Origin of the sequence: Loktanella gaetbuli (assembly GCF_020531945.1) — a bacterium.
In the GTDB taxonomy this organism is placed as follows: Bacteria; Pseudomonadota; Alphaproteobacteria; order Rhodobacterales; family Rhodobacteraceae; genus Loktanella; species Loktanella gaetbuli.
In genome coordinates this window covers 72,237-91,439 of record NZ_JAJATZ010000006.1, presented here as the reverse complement: position 1 = coordinate 91,439, position 19,203 = coordinate 72,237, and the positions used below count along the sequence as shown (strand labels likewise).

The window sequence follows — 19,203 nt, the reverse complement described above, 5'->3', positions numbered from 1 at the left end:
GTCAGGCCGCAATCTGCGCCCGCAGCGCATCCAGCGTGGGGGCGTCGTTGGACGGACCATAAAGGGTCAGCGCGGCCCCGGACTGCAGCGTGCGTTCGGCGAATTTGCGCACGTCACCCGTGGTCACGGCGTCGATGCGTTCGATGGTTTCCGACAGTGGCGGGATACGGTCCCAGATTGCCAGCACACGGGCCAGACGTTCGACACGGTTCGACGGGCTTTCAAGCCCCATCAACAGCCCTGCCTTCATCTGGGCACGGGCGCGGGCGACCTCGGCGGCGGACAGATCATCGACGGCGCGTTTCATCTCGTCAATCGTCACGGTGGCCAGTTGGGCGATCTCGGCGGCGCTGGTGCCCGCGTAGATCGTGGTCATGCCGGTATCCTCATAGGCACCGGCTTGGGCAAAGATGGTGTAGCACAGCCCGCGGTTTTCGCGGATTTCCTGAAACAGGCGCGAGGACATGCCGCCACCCATCGCGCTGGCGTAGATCTGCGCGGTGTAGATTTCCGGGTCGCGGTAGTCCGGCCCCTCGAATCCCAGTGCGAAATGAACCTGTTCCAGCGATTTGGTTTCGCGGCGTTCGCCCCCGGCAAAGCGGGCGGGTTCGATCAGACCGGCGCGGGGTGCGGGCGGCAGGTGACCGAACAGGCGTTCCGCCTCGGCCACGATGGCGTCATGATCGACGGCACCGGCGGCCGCGAGGATCATCTGGTTCGGGCCGTAGTGCTGACCGACAAAGCCCGTCAGATCGTCGCGGGTAAACTGCGCGACACGTTCCTCTGGTCCCAGAATGGTGCGACCAAGGGCCTGGCCGGGGTATGCGGTTTCCTGCAACCAGTCGAAAATGATGTCGTCCGGCGTGTCCAGCGCCTGCCCGATCTCTTGCAGGATCACACCGCGCTCGACCTCGATCTCGCGGTCCTCGAACAGGGGGTTCAGCAGGATGTCGGAAATCACATCAATGCCGAGCCCCACGTCAGCCTCGAGCACGCGGGCGTAATAGGCCGTCGTCTCGCGACTGGTGTAGGCGTTGATATAGCCGCCCACGTCCTCGATCGCCTCGGCGATTTGCAGGCTGCTGCGCCGTTTCGTGCCCTTGAACGCCATGTGTTCCAGAAAATGCGCGATGCCGTTCTGGGATGCCGTTTCGTGCCGTCCGCCCGCGTTCACCCAGATCCCGACCGAGGCCGAGGCCAGTCCGGGCATGTGTTCGGTGACGACGCGAAGGCCGTTGGACAGCGTGTGCAGCTCGATGGTCAAGTGGCGATCCGATCCTTGATGATTTTCTGGATGGCGGGCAGGTCGTGTGCGGCCCGTGTGATCCGTTCGTCGCGGTCATACAGGTCGGCCATGCGCGGGGGCAAGGGGGGGTGGATGCCTGTGGCGCGTTCCACCGCTGCCGGGAATTTCGCCGGGTGCGCCGTCGCCAGCGTCACCATGGGCGTGGTGCCCAGATGCGCCTCGGCCACATGGGTGCCCACTGCGGTATGCGGGCAAAGCAATTCACCGTGGTCGCGCACGTAGGCGGTGATGGCGTCCGATGTTTCCTGTTCGGAGGCCCGGCCGGATTTGTAGGTTTCGCGCAGCGCGTCGATGGCCCCCTGGGACACGGTAAACCCGCCCCGTTTCAGGTCATCCATCTGGCCTGCGACGGCTGCGCCATCCTGCCCGTAGGCGTAGAACAGCGCGCGTTCAAAGTTGGACGAGACCTGAATGTCCATCGAAGGGCTGATCGTCGGGGTGACCGTCCCCTTGGTATAGGCACCGGTTTCCAGCGTGCGGTGCAGGATGTCGTTGGTGTTGGTGGCGACGACCAGATCACGGATCGGCAGGCCCATCTGTTTGGCGATAAAGCCCGCAAAGACATCGCCGAAATTGCCCGTCGGTACGGTAAAGCTGACCTCGCGCAGGGGTGCGCCCAGTGAGACAGCAGAGGAGAAGTAATAGACCACCTGCGCCAGAACACGGCCCCAGTTGATGCTGTTCACACCGGCAAGGCGTACGTCCTCGCGGAACTGAAAGTCGTTGAACATGTCCTTGACCATGGCCTGACAGTCATCGAAATCGCCGTCCACCGCGATGGCATGGACGTTGGATTCGGTGGGCGTCGTCATCTGGCGGCGCTGCACCTCTGACACGCGGCCATGCGGATACAGGATAAAGACATCCACGGCGTCGAGACCGCGAAACGCCTCGATCGCAGCGGACCCGGTGTCGCCTGACGTCGCCCCCACGATGGTCACGCGGTCGCCGGACCGGGTCAGGGCGGCCTCGAACATCTGGCCGATCAGCTTCATGGCGAAATCCTTGAACGCCAGAGTCGGGCCGTGGAACAGTTCCAGCAGGAAATGATTGGGGGCCAGTTGCACCAGTGGCGCGCGGGCCGCGTGACCGAAACCGGCGTAGGCCTGCGCGATCAAGTCGCGGAACTGGTCGTCGCTGAAGGTATCACCGATGAACGGGCGCATCACGGTATAGGCGATTTCTTCGTAGCTCTGCCCCGCCATGGCGGCGATCTGATCGGTCGACAGCGTCGGGATGGATTCGGGCACATACAGACCGCCGTCGCGGGCCAACCCGGTCAGCATCGCCTGTTCAAACGTCAGGACAGGGGCCTGCCCACGGGTGGAAATATAGCGCATGTCAGAGTTCCTTGGGTCGCAGCGTGCGGAAAATGAAAAGGCCCGACATGGCCAGCCAGCCGAGGGCCAGCAAAAACCACGTCACCGCATAGGACAGGTGGTCGTTCGGGATGCCACTGGTGCCAACGGGCATGGGCACGGTCGGGCTGGCGGGCTGGATGTCGCGGGCCACGATGAAAAACGGTTCTGCCCCCAGGGTGGCGGACATGGCGTCCGCATCGCGGGCAAACCACAGGCCAGTGGGTTCGGGATCGGGGGTGAAACCGTCAACCTCGTCCGGCCACAACAGGTTGCCGGTGACGGTGATTTCGCCCGCGGGCAGCGCGATGTCCCGGTCGTCGAAACCGACGAAACCAAGGTCCAGCAGCACGCGCCGTCCGTCCGTTTCAAAGGCGCTGACGGTGCGGTAGCCTGCGCCGTTTTCCTCGGTGCTGACGAGGACGTGCAGAACGTCGCCGGTCAGGGTGCCGGTCGCTGTCACGGGCAGATAGCGGTCGGTGGCCGCGTCAGGGGTGGCAGGAACAGCCACGGGCGGCGCCGCGATTTCCGTTTCGATCTGCGCGAGGATTGCGGTTTTCCATTGCAGACGCTGGATCTGCCAGACGCCAAGGCTGATCAGGATGGCCGTCCCGGACAGGGCCAGCAGGATCGGAAAGATCAGTTTGCGCACGCGGATCACCAGTTGTTGCGGTCGCGCAGCCTTAGCCTGTTTGACCGGAGGGGTGAAGGGTCTGACGCAAAAGGGCGACCCGAGGGCCGCCCTTGCGTCGTCATGATACAGGGTGTCAGCCGCCCCAGACGTAGACGGCGGCAAAGAGGAACAGCCAGACCACGTCGACAAAGTGCCAGTACCAGGCAGCAGCCTCGAAGCCTACGTGCTTTTCGGCGGTAAAGTGGCCCTTGTAGACGCGGATCAGGCAGACAGCGAGAAATATCGTGCCGATGATGACATGCGCACCGTGAAAACCCGTCGCCATGAAGAAGTTCGCGCCATAGACGTTGCCGGCGAGGCCGAATGCGGCGTGGCTGTACTCGTAGGCTTGGAAGAAGGTAAAGATCACACCCAGCACGACGGCGAGGATCAGACCGTATTTCACGTCCTCGCGGTTGTCTTCGTGGACCAGCGCGTGGTGCGCCCATGTCGCGGCAGCGCCCGAACACAGCAGGATCAGCGTGTTGATCAGCGGCAGATGCCAGGGATCGAATGTTTCAATTCCCACCGGCGGCCAGACACCGTCAACGGCGGGGCTGTCAGGGCCCATCGGGTACATCGCGTTCTTGAAGAACGACCAGAACCACGCGGCAAAGAACATGACTTCGGACATGATGAACATGATAAAGCCGTAGCGCAGACCGATGCGGACAACAGGGGTGTGATCGCCAACAAGGCTTTCCTTGATGATGTCGCCCCACCAGCCCCACATCACGTAGAGCACAATCGCCAGACCGACGAGGAACATCCAGGGGCCGCCGCCTTGTTTCGGCATCCACAGGACGGCGCCGAACAGCATGATGAACGCGCCGACCGAACCGAGGAACGGCCAGACGGAGGGCGGAAGAATGTGATAGTCGTGGTCTTTTTCGTGGGCCATTTGAGCGTTCCCTGCGGCTGTCGTTAGTCGTTGTCTATGGCGGTGACCGACGGTGTGGTCAAGCTTTGAGGATCAATCGCGGCCTGTTCGACCGGCTCGAAATCCTCGATTTCATAAAAGGTATAGCCCAGCGTGATGGTGTGCACGAATTTTGCGTCGCGATCGTTCACGATGGCCGGATCAACAAAGAAGCTGACAGGCATCAGGACCGTTTCACCCGGTTGCAGCACTTGTTCGGTGAAACAAAAGCATTCGATCTTGTCGAAAAAGCCGCCTGCCTCGTAGGGGGTGACGTTATAGGCGGCCTGCCCGGCCACGGGACGGTCGGTCGGGTTGTGCGCCTCGTAAAAGGCAAGACCGGTTTCGCCGATGCGCAAGGTCATTTCGCGTTCGACAGGTTTGAACGTCCAGGGCATGTCGCGGTCAAGGCTGGAATCGAACCGCACCGTGATCGTCTGGTCGAGAATCATGTCGGACCCGGCCTCGGCGACGTTGGTGGCCCCGCCAAAGCCCGTGACCCGACAGAACCAGTCGTAGAACGGCACCGATGCCCATGCCAGACCGCCCATCAGCACCACGACGCTGACCAGTTGTGCAACGGTCCGGTTCGGTCCTTGAAGTTTCGGAAATAGCATCAGTTGGTCCCTCCTGTTTCGACCTCATCTTGAGGGATAATCTGGGGACGCGCCACGTGGTCAAATGTCTCAAACTTGCGGGCGTCGCCCAGTTGCAGGACCTTGGTGATGGTCAGACCAAAGACAATGGCCAGAAACCCGATCAACAGCAGGCCCACGCCAGTGTTGCGACCGCGACGGCGGTTATGCAGTTCATGTTCGACACGTAAAGCCATTACAGCCCTCCTGACCGCAGCGCGGCCTCAATCAAAAGCGCACCAAAATGCGCAAACAGGTAGTAGAGCGAGACCTTGAAGGTCTGAATCTCGACCTTGTACTTGTCGGCCTCGGCCTGCGCCTCGTCACGGCGCCAGATGTCGTAGCAGCCTTTGAGGAACCAGGCGTTGAAGAAGACGGCGACCGTCAGGTAGACCCAACCGCCGATGGACGTGAAACCAAGCCCGATCGCCACGGCGACCAGCGGCAGGCAATAGGCCAGCACATGGTTGCGTGTGCTGCGGCGACCGTGGGTTTCGGTCAGCATGGGCACGCCCGCATCGCCATAGTCGGTTTTCACGAACAGCGCGAGCGCCCAGAAATGCGGCGGCGTCCACATAAAGATCAGCGCGAACATCAGAATCGACTCGATCCCGACACCGCCTGTCGCCACAGCCCAGCCGATCATCGGAGGAAAGGACCCCGCGGCCCCGCCGATCACGATGTTCTGCGGCGTCGCGCGTTTCAGCCACATCGAATAGACGACCGCGTAGAAAAAGATCGTGAACGCAAGCAGCCCTGCCGCTACGAAATTGGTCGCGAGTGCCAGAAGCACGATTGAGAATCCCGACAGCGCCATGCCGATGCCCAGCGCCTCGCCCGGCTTTACCCGGCCATCGGGGATGGGGCGTTTCGCGGTGCGGCGCATGCGTGCGTCGATATCGGCATCCCACCACATGTTCAGCGCGCCGGACGCCCCTGCCCCGACAGCGATGCACAGGATCGCGACGAAACCGATGAACGGATGCACGCCGACGGGTGCCACGATCAGACCGACCAGCGCGGTAAAGACCACCAGCGACATGACACGCGGTTTGAGCAGGGCGAAATAATCGCCCATCTGCGCCTCGTACTCGGTTTCTGCGACTGTTTCGTGCAGGCTCATGTCGGACATGGTCGTGCCTTCCAATCATTCATCAAAGAGCGGCCCTGCCAGCGGGGGCAAGGCCGTTCAGATCTTGCGGTATGTGCCGTCGCGGGGCGGCCCCGCGCGCCGGATCAGGCGGGGTTCTGAACCTTGGCCTCTTCCAGCCAGTCGGCGTAGGCCTCTTCACTCACGACCTTGACGGTAATGGGCATGAAGGCGTGGTCCTTGCCGCAAAGCTCGGAACACTGGCCGAAATACACACCTTCTTCTTCGGCGGCGAACCACAGTTGCGCGAGGCGACCCGGCACGGTGTCCTGCTTGACCCCGAATGCGGGGATGGTCCACGAGTGGATCACGTCAGCACCCGTCAGCTGCATCACGATGGTTGCACCCACGGGAATCACGACCGGCTGGTCGGTGGCGAGGCGATACAGGCTTTCGTCATAGCCGTAGTCGGCCAGTTCGTCCTCGGCCAGCATAAAGGATTCAAAGGACACGCCGTCATCGACGTATTCGTAGCCCCAGTACCACTGGTAGCCCGTCACCTTGATCGTGATGTCGCCCTCGGGGATTTCCTGCTGGTTGAACAGGACCGGCAGGCTGAATGCACCGATAAAGACCAGAATCACGATCGGCACGACAGTCCATGCGATTTCCAGCGGGCTGTTGTGGGTGAACCGTGCGGGTGTCGGGTTGGACTTGTGATTGTACTTGATCGCGACCCAGGCAAGCAGACCCGTGACGAACAGGGTGATGACGGTAATGATGACCAACAGCAGGTTGTCCAGCCAGTGCACGTCACGCGCGATGGATGTCGCAGCCGCCTGAAAGCCCATGCCCCCTTGTTCGGGTGCGCCGATCACCGGCAGATCCTGGCTGACATCCTGTGCCGTAGCCATGCTGCCGGCCATCATCAGACCCAGTGTGGCCCATCCGGTTTTGGCGACGTTGCTCAAACCCATTTTCGCTTCCCTTCGTTGTCCGCGCCCTGCGCGATCCGATCCGTGGCGAGACGGAATCCCGTTGTAACTTTGGCACCGTGTCCCATATCTTGACGGACAACTCAAGAACCCAGCTTGCGGCAATCGGACGCCCATCCGACCGCGCCCCTACCGGAGAGCCCGATGTCAGACGCCCCATTCCGCCCGTTCGAGACACATCTGGACCGGGACACGGCGCTTTCTCATCTGCAAGAGGCGGTCCGGGGGGCCGACGACGGAGAACTGTTCATCGAACGCCGCCGGTCCGAGAGTCTGGTGCTGGACGATGGTCATGTGAAAACCGCCAGCTTTGATGCTGCCGAAGGGTTCGGACTGCGCGCCGTGCGCGGCGAAACCGCAGGTTACGCGCATTCCACGACCATCGACGAACAGGCGCTGGGGCGTGCCGTGTCGACTGCACGGCTGGCCGTGGGTGACGGTGGCGGCACGCTTGCCGCCGGACCAAAGGGTACGAACGAACGGTTGTACAGTGATGTCGATCCGGTCAGCGAGGCGACGTTCCCCGCGAAAATCGACCTGCTGCGCGAAATCGACGCCTTTTGTCGCGATCTGGACCCGCGCGTCGTTCAGGCGACCGTCTCTCTCGGGGCGTCGTTGCAAGAGGTCGCGATCCTGCGCCCCGACGGCGTGCTGGTCACCGACACCCGCCCGATGAGCCGGATCAACATCGGCGTCATCGTCGAACAGGATGGACGACGGGAATCGGGTGGCATGGGCGGCGGCGGCCGCGCATCGCTGCTGGGCCTGATCGACCGGGACCATTGGCAGGGCATCGCCCGCGAGGCGCTGCGCATCGCATTGATCAACCTTCAGGCGGAACCGGCCCCCGCTGGTGTGTTGGACGTGGTGCTGGGACCGGGTTGGCCCGGCATCCTGCTGCACGAGGCGATCGGTCACGGGCTGGAGGGTGACTTCAACCGCAAGGGGTCTAGTGCCTTTGCCGGATTGATGGGCCAGCAGATCGCGGCCAAGGGCGTGACCGTGCTGGACGACGGCACGATACCCGACCGCCGCGGGTCGATCACCGTCGATGACGAAGGCACGCCCAGCGCCAAGAATGTGCTGATCGAGGACGGTGTGCTGGTCGGCTACATGCAGGACCGCCAGAACGCGCGCCTGATGGGTGTGGAACCGACCGGCAACGGTCGCCGCGAAAGCTATGCCCACGCGCCAATGCCGCGCATGACGAATACCTATATGCTTGCCGGTGATGCCGACCCGCAGGACATGGTGCGCGACCTCAGGGACGGGATCTATGCCGTGGGTTTCGGTGGCGGGCAGGTCGATATCACCAACGGCAAGTTCGTGTTTTCCTGCACCGAGGCATATCGGGTCAGGGACGGGCGGATCGGCGCGCCGGTCAAGGGTGCCACGCTGATCGGTGATGGCGCGACGGCGCTGAAACAGATCCGCGCGATCGGCAATGATCTGGCACTGGACCCCGGAATCGGGAATTGCGGCAAGGCCGGACAGTGGGTCCCCGTGGGCGTGGGCCAGCCCAGCCTGATGATCGGCGGCTTGACCGTCGGCGGGTCCGCGTAAAATTCGCCAAGCGTTCATCTGCGGTTAAGAGTTCGATTCTAGCCTGTGTCTTGCAGCAGACGAGGCACGCATGACTTTGGCCGACACCCCGCAGACACCTTGCATCCCCCCGTCGGATGGCGACCTGTTTGACCGGCTTCGTCTGTTGCGATCCCGCAGGGTGGGACCCGCGACCTATCACCGACTGATGGCGGAACACGGCACCGCCGCTGACGCGCTGCTGGCGCTGCCTGATCTGGCGCAGGCCGCAGGCGTGTCTGATTACCGGATCTGCCCTGCTGCCGTCATCAGCGCAGAATTGCGCGCGGCCCGGGCGGCAGGTGCGCGGTTGATTGCGACGGACGATCCCGACTATCCGGCGGCGCTTGCCGATATGGCGGATGCACCGCCGCTGCTGTGGACGCTGGGAAATCCGGCCCTGCTGACGCGCCCCATGATCGCCATGGTGGGTGCCCGGAATGCGTCGTCACTGGGCACGCGCATGGCCCGCAAACTGGCTGCCGACCTGACCGAGGCAGGCTATGTGGTGGTGTCGGGCCTTGCCCGCGGGGTCGATGCGGCAGCGCATCTGGCCGCGCTGGATGGCGGAACCGTTGCGGTGCAGGCGGGCGGTGTCGATGTGATCTATCCGTCAGAAAACGCGGAACTGGCGCATGCCATTGCCGACCGTGGGTTGCGACTGTCCGAAATGCCGATGGGTCTGCAACCGCAGGCACGGCATTTTCCAGCCCGTAACCGGATCATCGCCGGGCTGTCCCGCGCGGTTGTCGTGGTCGAAGCCGCGGCAAAATCGGGCAGCCTGATCACGGCACGCAATGCGCTGGACCAGCACCGCGACGTGCTGGCGGTGCCAGGGCATCCCTTTGATGCGCGGGCAGCGGGCTGCAACATGCTGATCCGCGACGGTGCGACCCTGGTGCGTTCGGTTCACGATATCCTGGAGGCGCTGGGTCCAGTTGCAGCACCTGCGCAATTGCGCGCCCTCGCGGACAACGTGAACGAACGGGCCGCAATCCCGACAGACAGCCGGTGCGAAGTGATGACGCATGTCCCGACCGCACCGCCAGCCCGCGATCTGGCCAGTGCTGCACGGCTGCATGAACAGATCCTCGCGCGGCTGGGCCCGTCGCCCATGGCCGAGGATCAACTGATCCGCGATCTGTCAGCCAAACCGATGCAGGTTGCACCCGCGCTGGTCGATCTGGAACTGGACGGCAAGATCATGCGTCAGCCCGGCGGTCTGCTGTCGCGTATCGCCTGACCGACCACCTGCCGCAGCCCGTTCGCCATGACCAACCGCCGGGGTGCGCGATTACGAATCGCGGCACGGCGTGCACCACCGATCATGGATCAAACGTCAAAAACATCGTGATCACGCGCCCCGTGCGATATCGACAAGCTGCATTGACATCCTTTGATCAACCGCCACATGTTGCGCGGTCATAGCCATATCGTCCGAATATTAAGGATTCCCATGCCCGTCGTCGTTGTCGAATCCCCCGCCAAAGCCAAGACAATCAACAAGTATCTGGGCAGTGACTACACTGTGCTGGCGTCCTACGGACATATCCGCGACTTGCCGCCCAAGAACGGTTCAGTCGACCCCGACAACGATTTCGACATGATCTGGGAAGTCGCGAGCGACTCGAAAAAACACATCAAGGCGATTGTCGACGCGCTGAAAAATGACCCCAACCTGATCCTTGCCACCGACCCCGACCGCGAGGGCGAGGCGATCAGCTGGCACCTTGAACAGGAATTGAACAACAAACGCGGCCTGAAAATCCAGAGCGCGTCACGCGTGGTTTTCAACGCGATCACAAAAACGGCCGTCACCGAGGCGATGAAGAATCCGCGCCGTGTGGATGCGCCACTGGTCGAGGCCTATCTGGCGCGGCGTGCGCTGGACTATCTGGTGGGGTTCAACCTGTCGCCCGTGCTGTGGCGCAAGCTGCCCGGTGCGAAATCAGCGGGTCGTGTGCAGTCGGTGACGCTGCGCCTGATCGTCGAGCGCGAGATGGAGATCGAGGCGTTCAAGAACCGCGAGTTCTGGACGGTCAAGGCCGTGCTGACAAACGCGCGCGGCCAATCCTTTGAGGCGCGATTGACGACCCTGGCCGGCAAGAAGCTGGACAAGTTCGATCTGGCCGATGCAACGCAGGCCGAAATGGCCGTCCAGGCGGTCAACAGCCGCGACCTGACTGTGCAATCGGTCGAGGCAAAACCCGCGACCCGCAATCCCAGCCCGCCTTTCATGACCTCGACCCTGCAACAAGAGGCCAGCCGCAAGTTCGGCATGGGCGCTAAACATTGCATGAGCGTGGCGCAGCGGTTGTATGAGGCCGGTCTGATCACCTACATGCGGACCGATGGCATCGACATGGCCCCCGAGGCCGTGACCGGCGCGCGTGAGGCCATCAGCGCGAAATTCGGCAAGGAATACGTGCCCGCCGAGGCCCGCATCTACAAGAACAAGGCCAAGAACGCGCAAGAAGCGCATGAATGTGTACGCCCGACCGACATGATGGTCAGTGTCGAGGACGCCAAGATCGCGGATGCCGACCAGCGCAAGCTGTACGATCTGATCTGGAAACGGACGCTGGCCAGCCAGATGGCGGCCGCACGTCTGGAACGCACGGTCGTGGAAATCGGCAGCGCGGACGGTCAGGTCGGGTTGCGCGCCAACGGTCAGGTCATGATGTTTGACGGTTTTCTGCGCGTCTACGAAGAAGGCCGCGACGACACCCCGGACGAAGACGACAAACGTCTGCCGCAGATCGATCAGGGCGAGAAAACCGCCAAGCAGTCGGTCGACAGCGAGCAGCATTTCACCCAGCCGCCGCCTCGCTATACCGAGGCGACGCTGGTCAAGCGCATGGAAGAGTTGGGCATTGGCCGTCCGTCAACCTATGCCAGCATCGTGACGACCATTCAGGACCGCGGCTATGTCGAAAAGGACCGCAATCGTCTGATCCCGCAGGACAAGGGGCGACTGGTGACGGCGTTCCTGTCGAACTACTTTCACCGCTATGTCGAATACGACTTTACCGCCGATCTGGAAAACCAGCTGGATGCGGTCAGTGCGGGCGATGCCGACTATAAAAAGGTGCTGGAACGGTTCTGGCGCGATTTTTCGGCCGCCATCGCGGAAACCGCCGATCTGCGCATCGGCGAGGTGCTGGACAAGATCAACGAGGTGCTGGAACCGCATCTGTTCCCCCCAACCGAGGACGGCAGCGATCCGCGTCTGTGCCCCAACTGCGGCGAAGGGCGGCTGTCCATGCGTACCGCGCGGTCTGGCGGCGCATTCATCGGCTGTTCGCAATATCCCGAATGCCGATACACGCGCCCCTTTGGTCCGCCTGACCCCGAGGCAGAGGCCAGCGCCATTCCCCCCGACGGCAAGCTGCTGGGCGAGGATCAGGGCGACGAGATCCGCATCTTCAAGGGGCGTTTCGGCCCATATGTCCAGCGCGGTGCCGCAACCGAGGAGACGCCGAAACCACCGCGCCAGTCCGTGCCTGCCGCATGGGAACCAGAGGCGCTGACGCTGGAAGAAGGCGTGCGCCTGCTTGCCCTGCCGCGCCTGATCGGCACGCACCCCGAGGATGGTGTGAACGTCTGGGCAAATATCGGGCGTTATGGCCCCTACATCAAACATGCCGACACGACGTCGCACAAGGGCGGCACGAATGCCAACCTCGAGGACCTGGAGGACGTCTGGACCGTCGGCATGAACCGTGCAGTGCAGCTGTTGGCCGAAAAGGTCGCCAGCCGTGGCGGGCGCGGCAAGGCTGCCGTGCCGATCCGCGAGCTGGGCGAACACCCGGAGGCAGGCGGCGCGGTCAATATCTACGATGGCAAATATGGCCCCTATGTCAAATGGGAAAAGATCAACGCCACGATCCCCGATACGGTTGAACCGGCCGATCTGACCATGGCGCAGGCGGTCGATCTGATCGACGAACGCGCGGCCAAATCCGGCAAGAAGGTCACCAAGAAAAAGGCCGCGCCGAAAAAGGCACCTGCCAAGAAGGCCGCCGCCAAGAAGCCTGCCGCGAAAAAGAAAACACCTGCCAAGAAATCCGCCGACTAAGCTGGATCATAGCGCACCCGCCCTGCGATGCCGGGGCGGGGATGCGGGCATTATTTGTTTGCGCGGAGACCACGCGTCAACAGCATCACGTTGACACTTGGGCGCCCCCGCGCCAGTTTCTTGCAAACTGGTTTGCCGGAGGGATCCATGAAGAAAGTCTATAGCTCTGCGCGCGAGGCCCTTGATGGGCTCTTGTTCGATGACATGCTCATCGCCGCTGGTGGATTTGGCCTGTGCGGGATTCCCGAACTGCTGCTGGCCGCGATCCGCGACGCCGGCACAAAGGGTCTGACATTTGCGTCCAACAACGCGGGCGTCGATGATTTCGGGATCGGCATCCTGTTGCAGACCAAACAGGTGCGCAAAATGATGTCCTCCTATGTCGGTGAAAATGCCGAATTCATGCGCCAATACCTCGAGGGGGAACTGGAGGTCGAATTCAATCCGCAAGGCACGCTGGCCGAACGGATGCGCGCCGGTGGCGCGGGTATCCCCGGTTTCTATACGAAAACCGGTGTCGGCACCCAGATTGCCGAAGGCAAGGACCACAAGGATTTCGACGGCGAAACCTATATTATGGAACGCGGCATCGTCGCCGATCTGGCCATCGTCAAGGCATGGAAGGCCGATGACACGGGCAACCTGATTTTCCGCAAGACGGCGCGCAATTTCAACGTCCCCGCCGCGATGTGCGGCAAGGTCTGCGTCGCAGAGGTCGAGGAAATCGTGCCGCGCGGATCGCTGGACCCTGATCACATCCATCTGCCCGGCGTCTATGTGCACCGTATTGTGCAAGGCACGCACGAAAAGCGTATCGAACAGCGCACCACGCGCAAAAAGGAGTCCGCATAATGCCCTGGGATCGCAATCAGATGGCCGCGCGTGCGGCAGAGGAACTGGAAGACGGGATGTATGTGAACCTTGGCATCGGGATTCCGACGCTGGTGGCAAACTATACCGGCGACAAGGATATCACCCTGCAATCCGAAAACGGCATGCTGGGGATGGGGGCGTTTCCGTTCGAGGGTGAAGAGGACGCAGACGTCATCAACGCGGGCAAGCAGACGATCACCGAACTGGACCGCACGTCCTATTTCGACAGCGCTACCAGTTTCGGCATGATCCGGGGCGGCAAGATCGCCTGTGCGATCCTGGGTGCCATGGAAGTGGCCGAAAACGGCGATCTGGCGAACTGGATGATCCCGGGCAAGCTGGTCAAGGGCATGGGCGGCGCGATGGACCTGGTTGCGGGCGTCAAACGCGTCGTCGTCGTCATGGATCACCAGAACAAGAAGGGTGAGTCCAAATTGCTGAAGGCCTGCACCCTGCCCCTGACGGGTGCGGGTGTCGTGGACCGGGTGATCACCAACCTGGGCGTGTTCGACGTGGTCGAGGGCGGCCTGAAGATCATCGAATGTGCCGATGGCGTGACCGAGCAAGAGCTGCGCGCCGCAACCGAGGCCACGATCATCAACTGATCAGCTAGAGGTGTTCACCGCGAACACGCAACCGTCGCTGACCAGCTCTGGCGGGGTCAGGCACAGGTTGCGGGCAACGTTGAACGCGGCCAGCACCTTTGGCACGTAGCCACGGGTTTCAGGAAAGGGCGGGACGCCATTGGCGTCCCGGACCGACCCCTCGCCGGCGTTGTAGCCTGCGAGTACCAGAATGGGGTCACTGTCGAAATGGCCCATCAACCAATCCAGATAGGCCACACCGCCGCGGATATTGTCCGCCGGTGACAGGCTGTTGGAGACGTTGAACCGGGCTGCAGTGTCCGGCATGAGCTGCATCAGACCTTGGGCCCCTGCCCGGCTGACGGCATCCGGGCGGCCACCACTCTCGACCGAGATGAGGGCCAGCACCAGGGCGGGCGACACCTTTGTGCCGACCGTGGCACGGATGATGTCGATCCCGTGCACGCGGGCAATATCGTTAAGCGTTTCCAGCCGCGGTTCGGGCACTGCGGCACCCTGGGGTGGATCCGCCATCACGCGCAGGGCTTCTTGCAGACGGCCGGGTCCCGTATCCGCACGATCAGGCGACACCGTTGACCAGAACCAGTCAAGCCCCGACGGCCGCGGCAGCGCGACCCCGGCTACGATATCCTCTGGCTGGGCCTGCGATTTTGGGAATGTTGTCGCAGAGGGTGCGCTGGGATCGATCTGAATGGTCAGACGCCGTGCACCTGCCTCGGGCAGGCCCACACGTTTGAAGGTAAAGTCCGGTTGCAGTCGATCCTGCGCGCACACGGGTGCCGACAGAACTGCCGCAAAGGCCGCCGCCCCGCAAAGTCGCGTCACGTTCATCATAACATTGTCCTGCCCGCCGATGCGTTTGGTGCATCTGTTTTGTCGAACTGAACCATTTTTTGCGGCTGATTGATACCGGTGGCGAAACAGTCCGCCACGAGCGCGGCAAATTGGTCGCAATATGCCACGTAAAGTCAGAGTTTATAAAGGTATTATACATTTTTATTTTCAACATTATCAGTAGCTTAGATAATTTTCGTGCGGTTTTTTTAGGCGGCCTGAAAAAGCACCAGACAGGTCCAAATGATGACGCATTCCGACGGCTATAAGTGTTCATCCAAGACGGGGAGCGGGCCAAGAAGAGGCCGGCGCGCTAAGATCCGGCAAGGGATGCAAACCAGCTAAACCCCTGAGGAGGGACTACAAAATGATGAACTTTATCAAAGCTTTCTACAACGACGAAGACGGTGCAGTGACGGTTGACTGGGTCGTTCTGACCGCAGGTATCGTTGTTCTGGGTGTGGCAGTCGGCGCAAAGGTCGCTGGCGGTGCAAACGCAATGGCCGACAACATCGCAACCGAGCTGTCCACCACCACCGTTCCCGACATCACGTTCGGCTCTGGCGCAACCGCGCCGACAGGTGGCTAAGTCAAGCCTGAAGGTAGATTTACTGCCTGAATAATTCGGGGCCGTGCCATTCCGGCGCGGCCCTTTGTCTACTTGGCGGTCTGCGTTTCACCACACTCCCATCGGTTTGAAACAACAATACCCCCGCGAGGACATGCTCATGCCACTTTGTCGCATCATGCAGGTCCAATATAAGCGAGAGTAGGCAACATGAATTTTTTGAATGACGAAGACGGTGCGGTGACAGTCGACTGGGTCGTATTGACCGCCGCAATTGTATTTCTGCCCATCGCTGCCGCGTTGGCAGTGGCAGGCGGCGCAGGTGACCTGACGACGGAAATCTCAAGTTCCCTGACGGTCGCCGAATAACGGCAAGAACGATCGAACTGTTTTCGATCACCAATAAACGAGAGGCAAGGCAATGCGTGTAGTTTTCGGATTGGTTCTGATCCTGGGCATGGGACTGGCAGGCTTTGCCGTCTTTATGGTCCGCGGATACATGAGCGACCAGCAGGTCGCACTGCAAGAAGAGCGAGCGCGCGCCGCACAGGTCATCGAGACCGTCAATGTGCTGGCCGCAAACAAGTCGCTTTCGTTCGGTGATCCCCTGACTGCGGATGACGTGGTCTATGTGAAATATGCGACCGAGTATCTACCAGAAGGCACATTCACCGAAATCACGGACCTGTTCCCCGAAGGCCCGGAGGTCGTCCGCAGTCTGATCCGCCCGATCGAGGCCAACGAGGTCATTTTGATGACCGACACCACCGAGCCCGGTCAGATTGCCAGCATCACGCAGGAATTGAACCCGCTGATGCGTGCATTCACGATCCGCGTTGACGCATCGACCGCAGTGTCCGGTTTCCTGCGCCCCAACGACCGCGTTGATGTCTATTGGACAGGACGCGTGGCAGGCCGCAACAGTGCCGAGGAAACCCACCTGATCGGCAGCTCGATCCGTCTGATCGCCGTGGACCAAAGCACTGACAGAAACCGGTCCCGGACATCAATCCCAAGCACGGTGACAGTCGAAGTCATCCCCTCGGACGTGGCCCGCCTGGCACAGGCACAATCCGAAGGCCGGTTGAGCCTGGCATTGGTTGGCAAGGGCAACGAGGAATCGTCAGTCCCCATCGGCGATCAGGCCATTTTCCTGCCTGAACCGCCAGAGGAAGAGGTCCAGGTCGTCGAGGCACCTGTCGCAGCCCCGGCACCCGTTGCAGCCCCGGAACGGTGTTTCACGACCGTGCGCCGCGGCACCGAAGCCGTCCAGACCGAAATCGCCTGCTCGAACTGATCCTTGTCGTCTGGCCGTCCCTCACGGGGCGGCCAGACGCCTTTTTCCGCAGGACAGTTTGTCCCGCTGTTGCCCACAGCCCACATCAGGTTCGCAAGGCAAGTCATTGATTCTTGCAATATTAGCGACCGTCCGTCATAGATGGTCGTAATGACGGAAAATAATTTCCGCTGGTCGTGATCCGAGAGGCAGGTCACAATGAGCTACAAAACGACGATCAAGGCCGTTTTTGCGTGCCTTTCCCTATCTTTGGTACACGTTCCGGACGTGGCTGATGCGCAAAACCTGCGTGTCTTGCGTGGTGCGCCGTCCAGCGCGCTGGCCGTCCCCATGAACCGCGCCATCGTGGTCGAAAGCGACGAGCCCTTTACCGAACTCTCTATTGCAAACCCAGGCATCGCCGACATCCTGTCGCTGTCGGACCGCACGATCTATTTGCTGGGCAAAGAGCCCGGCCGCACGACGATGACGATCCTGGGTGTCGATGGACGCCTGATCAGCAACGTCGAGGTGCAGGTCACCCCGGATATTGCAGAATTCAAGGAACGGCTGGAACAGATCCTGCCGGGCGAGCCAATCGAAGTGCGCACCGCCAACAACGGCATCGTGCTGTCCGGCACGGTCAGCTCGATCGCGCGTCTGGATCGCGCACTGGAACTGGCCGAGCGATACGCGCCAGAGCGGGTGTCCAACCTGATGAGCGTCGGCGGCACCCAGCAAGTCATGCTGAAGGTCCGTTTCGCCGAGATGCAGCGGTCGGTTTCCAAGTCGCTGTCGTCCTCTATCGCAGCACAGGGCACATCGCTGGGCGGTGATCTGGGTCTGTCCGGCGGAACCGGTTCACTGGTCGGCAATGCAGCGGTCCAGAACACGTTCACCGGGTCCACTCCCGCCAGCAATGCCAACAACGGTGCGTTTCTGTTCGGGTTCAACGCTGGCGGAGTCGAAGTCGGCATCCTGCTCGAAGCACTCGAGAGTCGCGGCGTCGTGCGCACGCTGGCCGAACCCAACCTGACCGCATTGTCCGGCCAAGAGGCAAAGTTCCTCGCTGGTGGCGAATACCCCGTTCCCGTAGCGCAGGAAGGCGGCCAGATCGCCGTCGAATTCAAACCCTTTGGTGTGGAACTGAACTTTACCCCACGAGTGGTTGATGGCGACATCATCAATCTGGAGCTGATCGCGGCCGTCTCCTCGATCGATCCATCCAATGGGTTTACGTCCAACGGTTTCACCGTCGACGCATTCCGCCGGCGTGAAACATCCACCACGGTGGAAATGCGTGACGGCGAGAGCTTTGCCATTGCGGGTCTGTTGTCGGACGATTTCACGGATCTGAACGGTCAGGTGCCGTGGCTGGGTGACATCCCGGTTCTGGGCGCATTGTTCCGGTCTGCCGAATATTCCCGCCAGCAAACGGAGCTGGTCATCATCGTCACACCGCATCTGGTCACACCGACCCGCGGCGAGGCGCTGGCGCTGCCCACGGATCGCATTCAGCCGCCGTCGGAAAAGGACTTGTTCCTGTTCGGCCGTGTTTCTGCCGCGAATGCCCCGCGGAGCGGCGGTGCAGGCGAGGTCGCCCGTCAGGACTTTTCCGGGTCCTACGGATACGTGATGGATTGATGGGAGCCGTGGCCATGAAAACGACGTTGATCCTGGGCCTGGCGGTTTTGACCGTCGCGGGCTGTTCCAACAGACCCGCCGGCATGTTCCCCGATGAAATTGCAGCGGCCCAAGCGGTCGACGCGCAATTCGGTGCCGCAACGGCGGCGAATATTCAGGCCATGACGAATCCGCAGCAGGCGACTGATGCACTGGCCGTTCGTTTCGCGACCGAAGTCGAAAGCACCGTCACCTTTCCGTTCAATTCCAGTGTGTTGACAGCGCAGGCGCAGGCCGTACTGCAACAGCAGGCCAACTGGATCCGGCAATTCCCCGAAATCCGGTTCCGTGTCTATGGCCACACCGATCTGGTCGGCTCGGCCGCCTATAACGAACGTCTGGGACGCGACCGCGCCAATGCCGTGGTGGCCTATCTGGCGACCCAGGGGATCAGCCGTAACCGGCTGGAGGCCCTGATGTCATTCGGCGAAACACGACCCGTCGTCGCCACCCAGCAGCCAGAGATGCGCAACCGGCGCACCGTGACCGAGGTGTCCGGCTTTGTTGCCGGGTCACCGATGCTGCTGAACGGCAAATACGCGCAGGTCGTGTTCCGTGAATACGTGCTGAGCGCCGTGCCAACGACCGAAATATCGGCCACCGAAGGTGGTGCCGGGGGCGAATAAACCCACTACCGGGCGGAACAGTGTTCCGCCCCGTCTGCCATCGTCGCCAAATACCGCACAATGACGATGAATTTGACCCAATCTTGCCCAGATTGCCCGTCAT

Annotated in this window: 19 protein-coding genes; 10 read left to right on the top strand and 9 right to left on the bottom strand. The window is 61.7% G+C overall.

All coding sequences use genetic code 11. The annotated features are described in order from the left end of the window. Position 1 precedes the first annotated feature (1 nt). The 8 genes from LGQ03_RS12860 to coxB all read right to left on the bottom strand — a co-directional run bounded on the left by LGQ03_RS12860 (position 2) and on the right by coxB (position 6,958). Positions 2-1,264 (bottom strand): M16 family metallopeptidase, encoded by a 1,263-nt coding sequence (locus LGQ03_RS12860; RefSeq protein WP_226748730.1) that lies wholly within the window; start codon positions 1,262-1,264, stop codon positions 2-4. Continuing rightward, positions 1,261-2,646, bottom strand: a complete 1,386-nt coding sequence (gene thrC, locus LGQ03_RS12855) for a threonine synthase (RefSeq protein WP_226748729.1) — start codon at positions 2,644-2,646, stop codon at positions 1,261-1,263. The genes LGQ03_RS12860 and thrC overlap by 4 nt, the downstream gene beginning before the upstream one ends. Position 2,647: 1 nt before the next feature. Further along, a complete protein-coding gene (locus tag LGQ03_RS12850; protein WP_226748728.1) occupies positions 2,648-3,316 on the bottom strand; it encodes an SURF1 family protein in 669 nt (222 codons plus the stop codon). A gap of 115 nt (positions 3,317-3,431) precedes the next feature. Continuing rightward, the gene (locus tag LGQ03_RS12845) at positions 3,432-4,238 is read right to left on the bottom strand and encodes a cytochrome c oxidase subunit 3 (protein WP_226748727.1); all 807 of its coding nucleotides are present in this window, start codon (positions 4,236-4,238) and stop codon (positions 3,432-3,434) included. Between the two features lie 23 nt (positions 4,239-4,261). Continuing rightward, positions 4,262-4,873, bottom strand: coding sequence for a cytochrome c oxidase assembly protein (locus LGQ03_RS12840; RefSeq protein WP_226748726.1), 612 nt, complete (start codon positions 4,871-4,873; stop codon positions 4,262-4,264). Beyond that, positions 4,873-5,088 (bottom strand): hypothetical protein, encoded by a 216-nt coding sequence (locus LGQ03_RS12835; protein WP_090158569.1) that lies wholly within the window; start codon positions 5,086-5,088, stop codon positions 4,873-4,875. Before LGQ03_RS12835 ends, LGQ03_RS12840 begins: the two co-directional genes overlap by 1 nt. Continuing rightward, on the bottom strand, positions 5,088-6,023 hold the full coding sequence (cyoE, locus tag LGQ03_RS12830) for a heme o synthase (RefSeq protein ID WP_226748725.1): 936 nt from the start codon (positions 6,021-6,023) through the stop codon (positions 5,088-5,090). The genes LGQ03_RS12835 and cyoE overlap by 1 nt, the downstream gene beginning before the upstream one ends. Before the next feature lie 104 nt (positions 6,024-6,127). Next, positions 6,128-6,958, bottom strand: coding sequence for a cytochrome c oxidase subunit II (gene coxB / locus LGQ03_RS12825; RefSeq protein ID WP_090158567.1), 831 nt, complete (start codon positions 6,956-6,958; stop codon positions 6,128-6,130). A 162-nt stretch (positions 6,959-7,120) separates the two neighbouring features. On the opposite strand from coxB, the gene tldD reads away from it, so the two are divergent. The 5 genes from tldD to LGQ03_RS12800 all read left to right on the top strand — a co-directional run bounded on the left by tldD (position 7,121) and on the right by LGQ03_RS12800 (position 14,113). Beyond that, positions 7,121-8,539: a metalloprotease TldD gene (tldD, locus tag LGQ03_RS12820; protein WP_226748724.1), complete on the top strand. Its 1,419-nt coding sequence runs from the start codon at positions 7,121-7,123 to the stop codon at positions 8,537-8,539. A gap of 70 nt (positions 8,540-8,609) precedes the next feature. Further along, positions 8,610-9,800: a DNA-processing protein DprA gene (gene dprA, locus LGQ03_RS12815; RefSeq protein ID WP_226748723.1), complete on the top strand. Its 1,191-nt coding sequence runs from the start codon at positions 8,610-8,612 to the stop codon at positions 9,798-9,800. 213 nt (positions 9,801-10,013) lie between these two features. Further along, positions 10,014-12,635 carry a type I DNA topoisomerase gene (gene topA / locus LGQ03_RS12810; RefSeq protein WP_226748722.1) on the top strand — a complete coding sequence of 874 codons (2,622 nt, stop codon included), beginning with the start codon at positions 10,014-10,016 and terminating at the stop codon, positions 12,633-12,635. Between the two features lie 147 nt (positions 12,636-12,782). Beyond that, entirely contained in the window at positions 12,783-13,487 is a 705-nt protein-coding gene (locus LGQ03_RS12805) for a CoA transferase subunit A (protein ID WP_090158564.1), read from the top strand. Then, the gene (locus LGQ03_RS12800) at positions 13,487-14,113 is read left to right on the top strand and encodes a 3-oxoacid CoA-transferase subunit B (protein ID WP_226748721.1); all 627 of its coding nucleotides are present in this window, start codon (positions 13,487-13,489) and stop codon (positions 14,111-14,113) included. The genes LGQ03_RS12805 and LGQ03_RS12800 overlap by 1 nt, the downstream gene beginning before the upstream one ends. Here the strand turns inward: LGQ03_RS12800 and LGQ03_RS12795 are convergent, their stop codons facing one another. Next, positions 14,114-14,944: a lytic transglycosylase domain-containing protein gene (locus tag LGQ03_RS12795; RefSeq protein ID WP_226748826.1), complete on the bottom strand. Its 831-nt coding sequence runs from the start codon at positions 14,942-14,944 to the stop codon at positions 14,114-14,116. A 370-nt stretch (positions 14,945-15,314) separates the two neighbouring features. On the opposite strand from LGQ03_RS12795, the gene LGQ03_RS12790 reads away from it, so the two are divergent. The 5 genes from LGQ03_RS12790 (at position 15,315) to LGQ03_RS12770 (ending at position 19,100) form a co-directional block, all read left to right on the top strand. Beyond that, positions 15,315-15,536 carry a Flp family type IVb pilin gene (locus LGQ03_RS12790; protein WP_226748720.1) on the top strand — a complete coding sequence of 74 codons (222 nt, stop codon included), beginning with the start codon at positions 15,315-15,317 and terminating at the stop codon, positions 15,534-15,536. A gap of 189 nt (positions 15,537-15,725) precedes the next feature. After that, complete coding sequence (locus tag LGQ03_RS12785) at positions 15,726-15,884, top strand: hypothetical protein (protein WP_226748719.1); 159 nt, start codon at positions 15,726-15,728, stop codon at positions 15,882-15,884. Positions 15,885-15,936: 52 nt separating this feature from the next. Beyond that, entirely contained in the window at positions 15,937-16,812 is an 876-nt protein-coding gene (gene cpaB / locus LGQ03_RS12780) for a Flp pilus assembly protein CpaB (protein WP_090158562.1), read from the top strand. 198 nt (positions 16,813-17,010) lie between these two features. Continuing rightward, positions 17,011-18,435, top strand: a complete 1,425-nt coding sequence (locus tag LGQ03_RS12775; protein WP_090158561.1) for a type II and III secretion system protein family protein — start codon at positions 17,011-17,013, stop codon at positions 18,433-18,435. A 14-nt stretch (positions 18,436-18,449) separates the two neighbouring features. Continuing rightward, positions 18,450-19,100, top strand: coding sequence for an OmpA family protein (locus LGQ03_RS12770; protein WP_226748718.1), 651 nt, complete (start codon positions 18,450-18,452; stop codon positions 19,098-19,100). The last annotated feature ends 103 nt before the right edge of the window (positions 19,101-19,203 follow it).

Bases quoted from the DNA above. Each gene is read 5' to 3' on its own strand.
- thrC (WP_226748729.1), bottom strand. From the start codon at position 2,646: ATGCGCTATATTTCCACCCGTGGGCAGGCCCCTGTCCTGACGTTTGAA.
- LGQ03_RS12845 (WP_226748727.1), bottom strand. From the start codon at position 4,238: ATGGCCCACGAAAAAGACCACGACTATCACATTCTTCCGCCCTCCGTC.
- LGQ03_RS12840 (WP_226748726.1), bottom strand. From the start codon at position 4,873: ATGCTATTTCCGAAACTTCAAGGACCGAACCGGACCGTTGCACAACTG.
- LGQ03_RS12835 (WP_090158569.1), bottom strand. From the start codon at position 5,088: ATGGCTTTACGTGTCGAACATGAACTGCATAACCGCCGTCGCGGTCGC.
- cyoE (WP_226748725.1), bottom strand. From the start codon at position 6,023: ATGTCCGACATGAGCCTGCACGAAACAGTCGCAGAAACCGAGTACGAG.
- coxB (WP_090158567.1), bottom strand. From the start codon at position 6,958: ATGGGTTTGAGCAACGTCGCCAAAACCGGATGGGCCACACTGGGTCTG.
- tldD (WP_226748724.1), top strand. From the start codon at position 7,121: ATGTCAGACGCCCCATTCCGCCCGTTCGAGACACATCTGGACCGGGAC.
- dprA (WP_226748723.1), top strand. From the start codon at position 8,610: ATGACTTTGGCCGACACCCCGCAGACACCTTGCATCCCCCCGTCGGAT.
- topA (WP_226748722.1), top strand. From the start codon at position 10,014: ATGCCCGTCGTCGTTGTCGAATCCCCCGCCAAAGCCAAGACAATCAAC.
- LGQ03_RS12805 (WP_090158564.1), top strand. From the start codon at position 12,783: ATGAAGAAAGTCTATAGCTCTGCGCGCGAGGCCCTTGATGGGCTCTTG.
- LGQ03_RS12800 (WP_226748721.1), top strand. From the start codon at position 13,487: ATGCCCTGGGATCGCAATCAGATGGCCGCGCGTGCGGCAGAGGAACTG.
- LGQ03_RS12795 (WP_226748826.1), bottom strand. From the start codon at position 14,944: ATGAACGTGACGCGACTTTGCGGGGCGGCGGCCTTTGCGGCAGTTCTG.
- LGQ03_RS12790 (WP_226748720.1), top strand. From the start codon at position 15,315: ATGATGAACTTTATCAAAGCTTTCTACAACGACGAAGACGGTGCAGTG.
- LGQ03_RS12785 (WP_226748719.1), top strand. From the start codon at position 15,726: ATGAATTTTTTGAATGACGAAGACGGTGCGGTGACAGTCGACTGGGTC.
- cpaB (WP_090158562.1), top strand. From the start codon at position 15,937: ATGCGTGTAGTTTTCGGATTGGTTCTGATCCTGGGCATGGGACTGGCA.
- LGQ03_RS12775 (WP_090158561.1), top strand. From the start codon at position 17,011: ATGAGCTACAAAACGACGATCAAGGCCGTTTTTGCGTGCCTTTCCCTA.
- LGQ03_RS12770 (WP_226748718.1), top strand. From the start codon at position 18,450: ATGAAAACGACGTTGATCCTGGGCCTGGCGGTTTTGACCGTCGCGGGC.